We start from the raw sequence: 12992 nt of genomic DNA, 5'->3' as shown, positions 1-12992 counted from the left end.
CCACTTTCTTGGCGGCAACTTTTTTAACGGCTTTCTTTGCAGGGGCTTTTTTTACCACCTTAGTAGCTACTTTCTTTTTTGCTGGAGACTTCTTTGTAGCCATGGTCTATTACCCTTCCTATTGGTAGTTAATGTGCTAAGCGCACATGTGTGATATTACTTCAGTTCTATCCATTTTTGCTGACGTATATATGGGTATTTACCTGGCAATATCAAGAGAAAAAGGCTAATTGTTTTATGGTTGTTGCGGGTGGTAGCGAGGGCTTGAATTTAAGTGCGAACTTGATACACTGAATTCGTGCAGTTAAAAATAACCTCAACCTAAAGAGAATCCATGTTCCCTGAATATCGTGAGTTAATCAGTAAGCTGAAAACATCAGATCGTCACTTTTCCCATTTATTTGATAAGCACAACAATTTAGATCAGAAGATTCAAAGAATGGAGGCCCATTCCGAGCCCAGCACCCCAGAAGAAATTGAGGTTTTGAAAAAAGAAAAGCTCTTATTGAAAGATCAGCTGTACTCGATCTTGAAAAAAGCCAGCGCTACTTAAGAGCCTCAGACCATCGGAGTCCATATTTGGATCCGATGATCTTTTATTGAGAGTTAAGCCTTCTTCAAAAAGCAGGCCTTCAGTAACATATTGCCTGCTTCAGTCTTGCAGTCCACCTCATGATCACCAGAAACCAGGCGAATACCTTTAATCTTGGTCCCTACCTTAAGAGTAGTTGATGATCCCTTGACCTTCAGGTCCTTAATGAGGGTGACAGTATCGCCATCAGCCAGTAAGTTGCCATTAGCATCCTTGACGATGAGAACACCCTCATCTTCTTCGACAGCTGCAGCCATTGGCCACTCGTGGCCACATTGGGCGCAAACAAAATTCTCGCCATCGGGGTAAGTCATGTCCTCTTGGCAAGCTGGACATTTTGGGAAATTGGCTGTGGTGTTCATGGTGATTACTAGCAAAAAATATAAAGTTCAATTCTAGTCTACAGCGAGTAGGGTAATTTAGAATCAGTAAACAATGAATAAATCAGTCAAGATCATCATCACCGCTTTGGGCGGAGCAATCCTACTACTGGTATTGGGGGCTTGGTATGCAACCTCTACAGTCGATCCAGTTCAGTTAACCAAACTACTCTCCACCTCAGTGAAGGCGGCTACTGGTCGAGACTTAAAAATTAGTGGGCCGGTGACCTTAAGTTTTTTTCCGGGAATTTCTGTTTCAGCAGAGCGCTTGAGCTTAAGTAATGCCTCTTGGGCATCTGATCCTGAAATGCTGACCCTCAAGAGGATTGAGTTGGATATTAAAACTCTGCCACTACTCAGCAAACGTATTGAGGTTGGCAATGTGAAACTTGCTGGCCTGGATCTACTTCTGCAAAAAAATGCATCTGGTAAGGCAAACTGGGATATGAGTTCAGAGACATCGAATGCCGTTGTTAGTTCTGGTAGTGACAATTCAGATGCGACTTCGGTTGGTGATAATCTAGTCTACATGGAGAGCATCTCTGTAGTCGATGCCCGGATTCGGTATCAAGACCCATCCGGCTCTCTGTCGAGCTATCTAATTAAGCGTTTGTCATTGGCAGAGAGTGGGGATAAAACAGCCGTTTCTCTCAGCATGAAATTTCAAGATCAGGCTCTCGATCTCAGTGGAAAAATAGGTTCCGTTTCTAGGGTATTGAAGCATTGGGATGTTTCATCAACGCAATTCCCGCTCGATCTGAAACTGACCATGAATGCTAAGTCCATGACGATTAAAGGTGAGGTAAATAAGACACCAAAAACTCTGCCTACAGTCAATTTGGCATTGAACTCAAAAGCATTTGACTGGCCCACTATGGGCGCAGTATCTAATGAAGCTCCTCAGCCTGTAACTAGCGCTAAGTCAGTGCCGCTGGCGCGTCAGACCCAAAAGCCACAGGCCAAGTACTTATTTAGCAATGAGAGTATTCCTTTTGACGTGCTTCCCCAAGCCAAGGGAAAGATCATGATTGATATTGCTGAGTTAAGCTTGCCAAAACGTAAGCCGATTGAAAACCTTCAGGCCACTTTGCAATTGAATGGCAATGTGATTGATATTCCCCATTTAACGCTTGAGATGGGCAAGGGAAGTGCCGATTTACAGATCAATCTCTCTGGATTTAATGCGGTAAATCCCTCGCTCTCAATCAAGGGAGTGACAAAGGATTTCACGCTGGATAATTTGCTGGCTAGACTCGACCCAAAATCCAAGGTTAGCGGGGGTAGTATGAAGTTAGCATTTGATGTAAAGGCCTCTGGAAATAGCCTGCATCAAATGGCATCGAGTTCAAATGGCAAGATGCAGTTAAGTATTGACCAAGCTCGCATGGGTACAAACTTCTTGAATGATGCCGGTGATTTTGTAGTCACGCTGCTGGACTCCATTAACCCAATGCGTAAGAAAACCAGTGAGACAGTGTTGGAGTGTGCAGTTGCCTACCTGCCAATTAATAATGGCCAGATCAATATTGCCAATACGGTTGGCGTTCAGACCGATAGGTTGGATGTAGTGTTAGCTGGCTCCATTAATCTAAAAACTGAAGCAGTTAATTTCACAATTGATCCCCGAGAAAAGTCAGGCCTAACTACCGGCCTAGATTTGGCAGGATTGGTAAAGATGGGTGGCACACTGAGAAATCCTAAGGTGGGTATTAATCAAGCCGGAGTGGTGAATAGCGCAGTCTCGCTTGGGCTTGGTTTTTTGACTGGTGGTGCGAGTATTTTGGCCGAGAATGCCAGGTCAATGACCTCAAAAAGTCACCCTTGTCGTGATGCACTCCGCCCCTGGTCAGATATCTACCCCGGAGCGGAGTAATTCTTAAAACAATATTCCGCTGATAAAGAGGCTGAATAAGGAAATAAAGATGCTGGCAAAGAATGCAGTCCAGAAGCTAGAGATTGTAAAGCCACTCACTACCGCAGAAACCAACATTAGTACCAGAGCATTCACTACCAATAGAAACAATCCCATGGTGAGAACGGTGAGTGGTAGGGTAAACAGGATCAATAAGGGCTTCACAACAGCATTAGCAAAGCCAAGCAGTAGGGCTGCGATTAGAAGGGATCCGCCATCTGCAAAACGTAAACCGCTAAAAAGATAGCTGGCCACCCAGAGTGATAGGGAGGTCAAGCCCCACTGGACTAAAAACGGTACTAAGTTACCCATGATGAGCGTCCTTTTAAAATTAGTTACGTTATCTACAGTAAATGTTATCAGGGCTTTAATAGTGAGGAGGAATTTCATCTTTTGGGCTGCTGTTGCCCGCGCTTTCCCCGCTACTAGCTTGCTCCTTGATGGATTTAAGCTCGCGATATAGAAATTCAATTTGTTGCTGTTGTTTGTAGATGGTTTGGTTGAGTTGATCAATCAGATCTTCAGTAAAACTAAGTTTGATTTCAAGGCTGGTGATGCGATCTTCAGTCATTTCAATTCCTCTATCTTTATTTAAGCATCTACCAATTCAAATCGACCATCTTCCATCTCTGCTTTCGGTCTGATCCAAAAGTCGTGTGATTGGAGTGATTCGTAGACATAGGCTGGCTCAAGAGTAGCTTCAACATTGGCAAGCAACACTACTTTATAAAATCCACCTGTCTTAATATGCCTTAACTTGCTGCCTGGCTTAAATAGGCCGTCATCGGCATCCGCCATTTTTGGTTTGCTCATGTCAAAAAAGTGCTTTCTCAGTATGATCTATGTATGACAAACTCTGTCCCGTACTCCATTCTAGATATATCTCCCATCCCGCAGGGATTTACTGCAGGGGATGCCTTGCGTAACTCACTGGATGTTGCTCAGCACGCTGAGGCTTTGGGCTATACCCGCTATTGGGTGGCAGAGCATCACAATATGACGGGTAACGCCAGCTCAGCTACTGCGGTCTTGGTTGGCTATATTGCTGGAGGCACCAAAACCATTCGTGTTGGCTCTGGTGGTGTGATGTTGCCAAATCACGCCCCACTAGTCATTGCAGAGCAATTTGGTACTCTGGCATCGATCTACCCCGGTAGGATTGAATTGGGTCTAGGGCGTGCCCCAGGCACAGATCAAATGACAGCCAGAGCCTTACGTCGTGATTTGCTGGGGGGCGATGATCGCTTTCCGCAGGATGTACGAGAGTTGCAACATTACTTTGGTCCAATTCAGGAGGGGCAGGCCGTCCGAGCTATTCCGGGCGCGGACACCGAGGTGCCGATTTGGATCCTGGGTTCTAGTTTGTACGGAGCTCAACTGGCAGCCCACTTTGGTCTACCTTATGCTTTTGCCTCTCACTTTGCGCCGGAGCAATTAGTAGATGCAATGTCTAGCTATCGTGAATTATTTAAACCATCCGATAAGTTGGCTAAACCCTATTGTGCATTTGTGATGAATGTGGTGGCCGCTGATACAGATGAAGAAGCTGCTCATCTCTTTACCACTTTACAGCAAAACGTGATTCGCATGCGTCGGAATACTCGCGGACAATTACCTCCACCAATTGAAGATTTAGATGATTTCTGTGAGCCTCATGAAAAGACTGTTGCTGCACATGCTTTACACTGCTCTGCTGTTGGGTCTTCGCAGGTGGTAGCTAAGGAGATGCAGTATTGGCTCGATCAGACTGGCGCAAATGAAATTATCATTACGGGTCAAATTTATGATCATCAAGCACGATTGAGATCGTTTGAGATTGCTGCTGAAGCTGCCAAGGGATTGCACTTTAACTCTAAAGCTTGAAGGCGTTGTAATCGCTGGTAATCAGAATATTTTCTTGAGCAGCTCGACTGGCGATCTCCAGCAATGCATTGTCTTTGCTAATGAGTATCGCTGGCTTCAATTGATAGGCTAGATCCAAAAAGATTTGATCATCGGGGTCTTGGCATTTCCAGGGTGCGGTGGCTAGATTGGAATCATCATGCAGCCCTACGATGGCTTGCCATTGAGCCAAAATGCTTGCTTGGGCGGCTTCGTCAAGCTTAAAGAGGGGGCGTGATATGACATCAGCAAGTTCTAGCAAGGTTTTTTGACTCGCGATTACTGAAATATCCCCATCCATCATTGCTTGCTTTAAAGGGCTAGCTCTTTCGTCATTGAAGACAAAAATATCTAACAAGATATTGGTGTCCAAGACTACCGGCTTCATTGCTGTTGACTGCGCCAGATTTCTGGGGTGATGGTGACTTGGCCCATATCCGAAGAAACATATGCCTCCCCATCTTGAATATTGACATGCAGAATCATGCTGCGCTCGACTAGCTTGTTGAGCTCTTTAGCCTGCTCTGCTGGAATAGAGATCACCTGAAGGTTGCGAGCACGAGTCAACTTGTTGGCAATCCCATCCCACCAGATTTTGCTGGTGTGTCCGCCATAGCAATAGACGATCACTTGATCAGATCGACCGCAGGCTTTGAGAATACGACGCTCATCTGGCTGACCCACTTCAATCCAAAGCTGAATGGCATCCGTGAGGTCTTTGATCCAGAGGTCGGGCTCATCGGTATCGCTCAAGCCTTTGGTAAAAGCTAAGTCTTCCTGCGCTTGCAGGGCAAAAGCAATAATTCGTACCATCATCCGCTCTTCGGTTTCAGAGGGGTGCTTTGCGATAGTGAGGGAGTGACTGCCGTAATAGTGGCGGTCAGAGTCTGCGACGTGAAGGTCGGCTTTGTGGATAGTTGCGCGTAGAGCCATGGCGCATTATCGCCTTTAAAAGGGGGTAAGCCTGATCTCCCAGTATTATTTAGAAAATTACCCTGATTTACTGTATATCGTAGAGTCCCATGATCCGTATTACCGAACTTCGCTTACCTATTAACCATGTCCCTGAGGCATTGGAAGAGGCGATCTTGAAGCGTCTGAATATCCAGGCCCAAGACTTGATTCAATTTGATGTTTTCAAGCGCAGCTACGATGCCAGGAAAAATGTGGCCCTTGCTTTTATCTATACCGTGGATCTATCGGCAAAGAATGAAGAAAAATTGCTTAAGCAGTTTACGAATGATGTTCATGTCAGACCATCGCCGGATACAAGTTATCGCTTTGTAGCTAATGCTTCACAAGTAAAGAGCCAGAGCTTTGAGCGTCCAGTTGTCATTGGATTTGGCCCGTGCGGAATTTTTGCTGCCTTAGTATTGGCGCAGATGGGTTTTAAACCTATCGTACTAGAGCGTGGCAAACCCGTGCGCGAACGTACGCAAGACACTTGGGGTCTATGGCGAAAGAATATCCTTAATCCAGAATCCAATGTGCAATTTGGTGAGGGTGGAGCAGGGACGTTTTCTGATGGCAAGCTCTGGAGTCAAATTAAAGATCCGAAGTTTTACGGTCGTAAAGTCATTGCTGAATTTATCAAAGCAGGCGCCCCCGAAGAAATTCGTTATGTAGCTAAGCCACATATTGGCACCTTTCGATTAGTGGGCGTGGTCGAAAGAATGCGTCAAGAAATTATTGAACTTGGTGGAGAGATTCGTTTCTCACAAAAGGTCATTGGCTTTGATATTCAGAATGATCAGATTACAGGTGTCAAAATTGACGGCCATCCAGATTTACCTGCTAACCATGTAGTGCTGGCCCTAGGGCACAGCGCTCGTGATACCTTTGAGGTCTTGCATGCTGCAGGGGTTTATATGGAAGCAAAACCCTTTTCAGTGGGCTTTCGCATTGAGCATCCGCAATCCTTAATTGATAAGGCACGCCTAGGGCCACACGCTGGTAACCAGCTCATTGGCGCGGCTGATTACAAACTAGTTCACCATGCCAAGAATGGCCGCGCAGTCTATAGCTTTTGTATGTGCCCAGGCGGAACTGTGGTTGCTGCTACTTCCGAACCAAACCGTGTCGTGACGAATGGAATGAGCCAGTACTCTCGTAATGAGCGCAATGCTAATGCGGGCATCGTTGTTGGTATTACTCCCGAAGACTATCCTGGTGGACCTCTAGCAGGTATTGAGTTTCAGAGGGCTTTAGAGTCTAAGGCATACGAACTAGGCGGGTCTACCTATGAAGCCCCTGGACAATTAGTTGGAGACTTCTTAGCTGGCAAGGCTTCTACAGAGTTCGGCTCCGTAATCCCGTCCTATAAACCTGGTGTTCATTTGACAGATCTTGCGGATGCCTTGCCTCCTTATGTAATTGAGGCGATTCGAGAGGCGATCCCCGCTTTTGAGAGGCAGATTAAAGGCTTTTCGATGAAGGATGCGGTATTAACCGGCATTGAGACTCGCACATCCTCCCCTTTGCGGATTACTCGAGGTACAAACCTCCAGAGTCTGAATGTCAAAGGTCTTTATCCTGCAGGTGAGGGTGCTGGTTATGCGGGGGGCATCTTGTCGGCTGGAGTGGATGGTATTAAAGTGGCTGAAGCAGTCGCACTTGACTATCTCTCTAAATAATTTCATAAGCTGATTTCTGATGAGCTCTGAAGTGCCTGATTTAACCCCCAATGAAAAAGATGCGCTTTTTCAACCAGAGCTATTGCAGAAGTTTGATATCAATGGTCCGCGCTATACCTCTTATCCCAGTGCCGATCGCTTTCACAATGAGTTTGGTGAGCCTGATTATTTGGGTGCTTTGCAACGCGTAGCCAAGGTTAATCAGCCACTATCGCTGTATTTTCATTTGCCTTTCTGCCCCAACATTTGTTACTACTGTGGTTGCAACAAAATAATCACCAAAGACCATGGTCGAAGCGCTAAGTACATCAAGTATTTAGCTAAAGAGATTATGATGGTTTGTGCGGTCATGGGTGCCCAGAAAAAAATACCAGTGACCCAGCTACATTGGGGTGGTGGTACACCCACATTTTTGTCTCACGAAGAGATGATCGAGTTGATGCAGCACACGCGTGAGCATTTCGATCTGCTCCCTGGCGGCGAATACTCAATTGAGATTGATCCACGACGAGTGACTGAGGAAGATATTGCCTTGCTGGCTGAATTGGGCTTTAACCGTATCAGCTTGGGTGTTCAAGACTTCAATCTCGAGGTTCAGCAAGCGGTACACCGCGTGCAAACCATTGAAGAGACGCAGGCGGTGATGAATTGGTCAAGAAAGTATGGATTTAAATCCCGAAGCGTAGATTTAATCTATGGTTTGCCAAAGCAAACACCTGAGACCTTTAAGGAAACCGTTGATGAAGTGCTAAAGATGAGTCCTGACCGCCTCTCGGTTTACAACTATGCTCATTTGCCCCACATCTTCAAACCGCAGCGCAGAATTGCTGTAGCAGATTTGCCGGGAGCGGCCGATAAGTTGGATATTCTGTCGAACACTATAGAAAGACTTGGCGAAGCAGGTTATGTATTTATTGGTATGGACCATTTTGCTAAACCCGATGATGAATTAGCGATTGCACAAAAAGAAGGTAAGCTTCATCGTAATTTCCAAGGCTATTCAACCCAAGCAGAATGTGATCTCCTGGCATTTGGTATCTCTTCGATTGGCAAGGTGGATGATTGCTATTCTCAAAATGTTCGTACTCTCGATGAGTACTATGCAGTAATTGATGATGGTCGTTTGCCTACTCTCCGCGGCCTTCAGTTAGATGAAGATGACATGCTGCGGCGTGAACTCATTGGCGAGCTGATGTGCCAATTTGCTCTTGATACAGAGCAATTTTCCAAGTCTCATCAAATTGACTTCTCAAGCTATTTCAAAATAGAGATTCAAGAACTCAAGCATCTAGAAGAAGCTGGTCTCTTGGAGTGGCATGGTGCCAAAATGCTTGTACCTATAAAGGGTAGGCTTTTGGCTAGAAGGGTGGCGATGACTTTTGATCGTCACCTCAGAGAATCTCAAGCTAAGGGTACTTATTCCAAAGTGCTGTGATCAATTTGATGTGGATCAAAAACTGATCAAAATAGTGTTGCTTTTAAACACATAAAAAATTTCAGCAACCTTTGCATTTGATTTGCATCAAATGCAAGCCCCATCTTCAATTTGAAAATAGATTCATCAAATTGATAACAGAAAAGGGGTACATCATGCGCATTAAATCTTTAGTAGCCGCTATGGCAGCAGTAGCTTCATTAGCTCCAATTGCCGTTCAAGCTCAATCCTCAAGCGAGAACCCATGGATGGTTCGCGTGCGTGCCGTTGATTTGCTTTGGAGTAACGGCCAATCAGGTAGCGTAGTGCAGGGTGCAAATGTAAAAGCAAAAGATCAAGTTATTCCTGAGTTTGATATCTCTTACTTTTTTACTAAAAATATTGCTGCGGAATTAGTTTTGACTTATCCGCAAACTATTCAGATTGATGTTGGTAGTAATAAGTTGGGCACTATTAAGGCTCTTCCACCATCATTAGTCCTTCAATATCATTTCACAGACTTTGGCGCATTTAAGCCTTATGTTGGTGCTGGCGTGAACTATACAATTTTCACTAGTCGTAACAACTTGGGCAATGGCGCATATTCTGTCGATAACTCAAGTTTTGGCGCGGTTGGTCAGGTTGGCATGGATTACATGTTTGATAAAAATTGGGGTTTAAACGTTGACCTTAAATACGCCACCATGTCTACCAACGTTACCACTACTGCAACTGGTGCTAATGGCGGTAAATTAACTCTGAACCCATGGATGCCCGCTGTTGGTGTCACATACAAGTTCTAAGAATTTAGTTCTTGGTTCTCGAGATGGAGCCCCTTGGGGCTCTATTTTTTTGCCTAGTCTTTATTGAATAAGGTAATCAATCAACTTTTCAAACTTGGCCTCATCAAAATGAAGATTATCAAAGCGCTGTATTGCAGCATGCTTTGGCGGCTCTATTCTCCGTTTGGTGTACTGATCCCAATGCTTGAGTTTGTATTCATCCCTCGGATCTGCGCGCTTCTCCATGCGACTTTTGGCTTCGCTCTTGTCTAACTCAATCCAGGCGATTCTGATACTGGACACACTGGGAACCCCCAGCTCTTCTGGGTTAAACATTCGACCGCTTTGAATTTCACTAGAAAATGGGCCCACCAAGATGACGTTAACTCCGAGCTGCAAGTTTTCTTTGGCAACCGCAATCAGTCCGGCATATTCCCAATCCCTTAGATTCTGTAGATAGAAAGGGCTATCGCGATCATTGGGGTTGTTGGTGGTGAGCTTCATGACATGGGCGCTATAGGCGCCATATACAGTATCTTTATCTAAAAAGAAAAAGGTTTCCCCAGTCTTTTCAATAATCAGGGGTAATGCTTTTTTAGCTAAAGTAGTTTTGCCAGTGCCCGCATGACCAGCAAAGAGGATAAGGCGTGGAGCGGCAGGGCTAAGCTTACAGGTCATTTATCTCTTTATTTGGATGAATTACTAGAGTAAATTCTACTTCTCAATCCCATGTTTATTGGAAATATCACCACTTTGAGTGAAGTGACGATAATGTCGTCATGGCTTTAATCGTACTCACTGATGCAAAACTGGCTTTTGGCCACGTTGACCTCCTCGCAAATACTGCTTTCTCACTGGAATCGGGGGAGCGTGTTGGCTTAATTGGCCGAAATGGCACTGGTAAATCTTCTTTATTGAAGATCTTGGCTGGCATAGAAAAAATGGATGATGGTTTGCTGCAATATCAGCAAGGCCTCCGAATTGCCTATGTTCCTCAGGAGCCGATATTTGAGGCTGAAGAGACCGTTTTTGATGCGGTATCCAAGGGTGTAGCGCAGGCCAAGGCTCTGCGTGAAGAGTATGAGGCTCTCAGCATCGGCGAGTGGGATGATGCAGCTCACCATCGTCTAGATGAAGTGCAATCCCAATTAGAGGCCCTTAGTGGCTGGAACTGGGAACAACGTGTTCATGAAACACTGGATCGTCTCCATTTAGAAGCTGAGGTCAAGATTAATACCTTATCGGGTGGAACCAAGAAACGTGTTGCCTTAGCTCGCGCTCTAGTGGAGATGCCTGATGTATTGCTATTGGATGAGCCTACTAACCATTTGGATTTGGATTCGATTTCTTGGTTGGAAGATTTGCTAAAAGAATACAAGGGCTCCGTAATTCTGATTACTCATGATCGGGCTTTCTTGGATAACGTCTGCACACAAATTGTGGAGCTTGATCGCGGCATCTTGCGTACCTACCCAGGAAATTTCTCGGCGTATGAAGTCTTAAAAGATCAGGAAATGAATTCTGAGTCCTTGGCTAATGCGCGTGCGGATAAATTACTTGCACAAGAAGAGGTTTGGATCCGTAAAGGGGTTGAGGCTAGACGCACTCGCAGCGTTGCCCGTATAGCCCGTTTAGAGGCTCTGCGTACAAGCCGCTCGCAACGGCGTGATGCCGTTGGCCAAGTGAAGCTCGCAGTTTCAGCAGGCGATAGAAGCGGCAAGATTGTTGCCGATCTTCAGAATGTTTCCAAGTCTTACGATCGCCCCATTGTGAAGGATTTCACGGCAACGATTTTGCGTGGCGATAAAGTTGGGCTTCTTGGTCCTAATGGTGCCGGTAAGACCACTCTTCTGAAATTAATTCTTGGAACGATTGCACCAGACTCTGGCACGGCAACGATGGGTACTCGTATTGAGGTAGCCTATTTTGACCAGATGCGCGAAGGCCTTGACCTCAACGCTTCGCTTGAAGATTACATCAGCCCAGGTAGCGAGTGGATTGAAATTAATGGCAATAAGAAGCACGTGAAGAGCTATCTGAGTGATTTCTTATTTGCACCAGAGCGCACTAATTCCCCAGTAAGTACATTGTCTGGTGGAGAGCGCAACCGCCTATTATTGGCGCGCTTATTTGCCCGCCCTGCAAACGTTTTGGTTCTAGATGAGCCAACTAATGACTTGGATATTGATACTCTAGATTTACTCGAGCAATTGCTCCAAGACTATAAGGGCACCGTGTTCTTGGTCAGTCATGACCGCTACTTCTTAGATAACGTCGTGACCAGCATTATTGCGAATGAGGGCGATGGATTCTGGCGCGAGTATGAAGGTGGTTATGAGGACTGGAAGATTCAGAAGGCTCGCTCTGACAAGATTCGTGCAGCCAATGGTGGCGCTAAAACTGAGTCAAAACAAGAGCCAAAGATTGAGGCTGTAGTTGAATCTAAACCCGTTGTTGCTAAAAGCGGTGTACAGAAGCTCAATGGTAAAGAGCGTCAAGAGCTAGAGGTATTGCCTTTGCAAATTGAAACTCTAGAGACAGAGCAGGCAGATATTGGTATTGCGATGAGTAACCCTGATCTTTATAAGAATGAGCCTGAATTAGCGGCAAGCATGCAAGCGCGCTTATCAGAAATCACTGCCGATCTAGATATCAAATTACAACGATGGGAATTGCTCTTAAGTCGCTCAGAATCTTAAGGCAATTTCAATTGCTTAGATTGTGGCTTGTTAAGCACCATCGTCAAAAATCTGGAGATATCCACTAGCTCATCTGGATGAAGAGAGTGCTCCATTGGGTAGGCATTCCAGTTGACCTGGTAGCCTAATTTCTCTAATGTATCGGCCGAAGCTTCTGCACGCTCTGGGACAATCACGGCATCCCAAATGCCATGCGCCATAAAAATCGGAGTCTTACTATTGGCCTCACTTCTTTCAAGTGGCAATGACTTTGCTAGGGGTAGGTAGCCAGACAGCGCCATGATGCCGGCCAATCGATGTGGAAAGCGTAGACCCACCTGAAGAGACATGGCGCAACCCTGTGAGAAGCCAGCCAAAACAATACTTCCATAGGCAATACCACGACTTGCCTCTCGCTCAATTAACTCTGAGATTGCTATTGCCGATTTGTGAATACCAGCAAGATCTTCACGGGCGTTGATATCTCTTTCAGTAATGTCATACCAAGCTGGCATGACGTAGCCGCCATTGACCGTTACGGGCATAGAGGGCGCGCTTGGAAAAACAAAGCGGATGGCAGGACATTCAGAAAGATTGAGTTGCGGAATGATGGGTACAAAGTCATTGCCATCAGCACCTAGTCCGTGAAGCCAAATGACAGAAGCGCTTGGATTGGGTGCGGTTTCAATTTCAATACAGGGCAATGTAGTCATTGATGTT

The 12992-nt window shown here is 45.6% G+C and carries 15 protein-coding genes; 7 read left to right on the top strand and 8 right to left on the bottom strand.

Features of this window, described 5'->3' with window-relative positions; all coding sequences use genetic code 11:
• Positions 1-334 precede the first annotated feature (334 nt).
• The gene (locus B7Y67_RS00735; protein ID WP_293596848.1) at positions 335-553 is read left to right on the top strand and encodes a YdcH family protein; all 219 of its coding nucleotides are present in this window, start codon (positions 335-337) and stop codon (positions 551-553) included.
• A gap of 53 nt (positions 554-606) precedes the next feature.
• Here B7Y67_RS00735 and B7Y67_RS00730 read toward each other — a convergent pair whose 3' ends face one another.
• A complete protein-coding gene (locus tag B7Y67_RS00730; protein WP_293596847.1) occupies positions 607-954 on the bottom strand; it encodes a zinc ribbon domain-containing protein YjdM in 348 nt (115 codons plus the stop codon).
• A gap of 73 nt (positions 955-1027) precedes the next feature.
• Here B7Y67_RS00730 and B7Y67_RS00725 point away from each other — a divergent pair, with 73 nt between their 5' ends.
• A complete protein-coding gene (locus tag B7Y67_RS00725) occupies positions 1028-2845 on the top strand; it encodes an AsmA family protein (RefSeq protein ID WP_293596846.1) in 1818 nt (605 codons plus the stop codon).
• Positions 2846-2848: 3 nt separating this feature from the next.
• On the opposite strand, the gene B7Y67_RS00720 is transcribed toward B7Y67_RS00725, so the two are convergent.
• Genes B7Y67_RS00720 through B7Y67_RS00710 form a run of 3 tightly spaced genes read right to left on the bottom strand, consistent with a single transcriptional unit; the run spans position 2849 to position 3697 of the window.
• Positions 2849-3199, bottom strand: a complete 351-nt coding sequence (locus tag B7Y67_RS00720; RefSeq protein ID WP_216136838.1) for a phage holin family protein — start codon at positions 3197-3199, stop codon at positions 2849-2851.
• 52 nt (positions 3200-3251) lie between these two features.
• The gene (locus B7Y67_RS00715) at positions 3252-3455 is read right to left on the bottom strand and encodes a SlyX family protein (RefSeq protein ID WP_293596845.1); all 204 of its coding nucleotides are present in this window, start codon (positions 3453-3455) and stop codon (positions 3252-3254) included.
• A 20-nt stretch (positions 3456-3475) separates the two neighbouring features.
• The gene (locus B7Y67_RS00710) at positions 3476-3697 is read right to left on the bottom strand and encodes a hypothetical protein (protein ID WP_293596844.1); all 222 of its coding nucleotides are present in this window, start codon (positions 3695-3697) and stop codon (positions 3476-3478) included.
• A gap of 33 nt (positions 3698-3730) precedes the next feature.
• Here B7Y67_RS00710 and B7Y67_RS00705 point away from each other — a divergent pair, with 33 nt between their 5' ends.
• Positions 3731-4747 (top strand): LLM class flavin-dependent oxidoreductase, encoded by a 1017-nt coding sequence (locus B7Y67_RS00705; protein WP_293596843.1) that lies wholly within the window; start codon positions 3731-3733, stop codon positions 4745-4747.
• On the opposite strand, the gene B7Y67_RS00700 is transcribed toward B7Y67_RS00705, so the two are convergent.
• Together B7Y67_RS00700 and B7Y67_RS00695 are read right to left on the bottom strand one after the other, a co-directional pair.
• Positions 4737-5153 carry a putative toxin-antitoxin system toxin component, PIN family gene (locus tag B7Y67_RS00700; RefSeq protein WP_293596842.1) on the bottom strand — a complete coding sequence of 139 codons (417 nt, stop codon included), beginning with the start codon at positions 5151-5153 and terminating at the stop codon, positions 4737-4739. The two genes, B7Y67_RS00705 and B7Y67_RS00700, sit on opposite strands and share 11 nt — an antisense overlap.
• On the bottom strand, positions 5150-5698 hold the full coding sequence (locus B7Y67_RS00695) for a YaeQ family protein (protein WP_293596841.1): 549 nt from the start codon (positions 5696-5698) through the stop codon (positions 5150-5152). Before B7Y67_RS00695 ends, B7Y67_RS00700 begins: the two co-directional genes overlap by 4 nt.
• Positions 5699-5787: 89 nt before the next feature.
• Here B7Y67_RS00695 and B7Y67_RS00690 point away from each other — a divergent pair, with 89 nt between their 5' ends.
• The 3 genes from B7Y67_RS00690 (at position 5788) to B7Y67_RS00680 (ending at position 9615) form a co-directional block, all read left to right on the top strand.
• Positions 5788-7398 carry an NAD(P)/FAD-dependent oxidoreductase gene (locus tag B7Y67_RS00690; RefSeq protein WP_293596840.1) on the top strand — a complete coding sequence of 537 codons (1611 nt, stop codon included), beginning with the start codon at positions 5788-5790 and terminating at the stop codon, positions 7396-7398.
• Positions 7399-7417: 19 nt separating this feature from the next.
• Positions 7418-8833, top strand: a complete 1416-nt coding sequence (hemN, locus tag B7Y67_RS00685; protein ID WP_293596839.1) for an oxygen-independent coproporphyrinogen III oxidase — start codon at positions 7418-7420, stop codon at positions 8831-8833.
• A gap of 155 nt (positions 8834-8988) precedes the next feature.
• Positions 8989-9615 carry an OmpW family outer membrane protein gene (locus tag B7Y67_RS00680; protein WP_293596838.1) on the top strand — a complete coding sequence of 209 codons (627 nt, stop codon included), beginning with the start codon at positions 8989-8991 and terminating at the stop codon, positions 9613-9615.
• Positions 9616-9675: 60 nt separating this feature from the next.
• On the opposite strand, the gene B7Y67_RS00675 is transcribed toward B7Y67_RS00680, so the two are convergent.
• On the bottom strand, positions 9676-10272 hold the full coding sequence (locus B7Y67_RS00675; protein ID WP_293596837.1) for an ATP-binding protein: 597 nt from the start codon (positions 10270-10272) through the stop codon (positions 9676-9678).
• Positions 10273-10373: 101 nt separating this feature from the next.
• On the opposite strand from B7Y67_RS00675, the gene B7Y67_RS00670 reads away from it, so the two are divergent.
• Complete coding sequence (locus B7Y67_RS00670) at positions 10374-12293, top strand: ATP-binding cassette domain-containing protein (protein WP_293596836.1); 1920 nt, start codon at positions 10374-10376, stop codon at positions 12291-12293.
• Here B7Y67_RS00670 and B7Y67_RS00665 read toward each other — a convergent pair.
• Entirely contained in the window at positions 12290-12985 is a 696-nt protein-coding gene (locus B7Y67_RS00665; RefSeq protein ID WP_293596835.1) for a carboxylesterase, read from the bottom strand. The genes B7Y67_RS00670 and B7Y67_RS00665 overlap by 4 nt on opposite strands.
• Positions 12986-12992 lie beyond the last annotated feature (7 nt).

This window comes from Polynucleobacter sp. 35-46-11 (genome assembly GCF_002281105.1).
The sequence above is the reverse complement of the archived record's forward strand: the minus strand, read 5'-3'. Positions and strand labels throughout refer to the sequence as shown.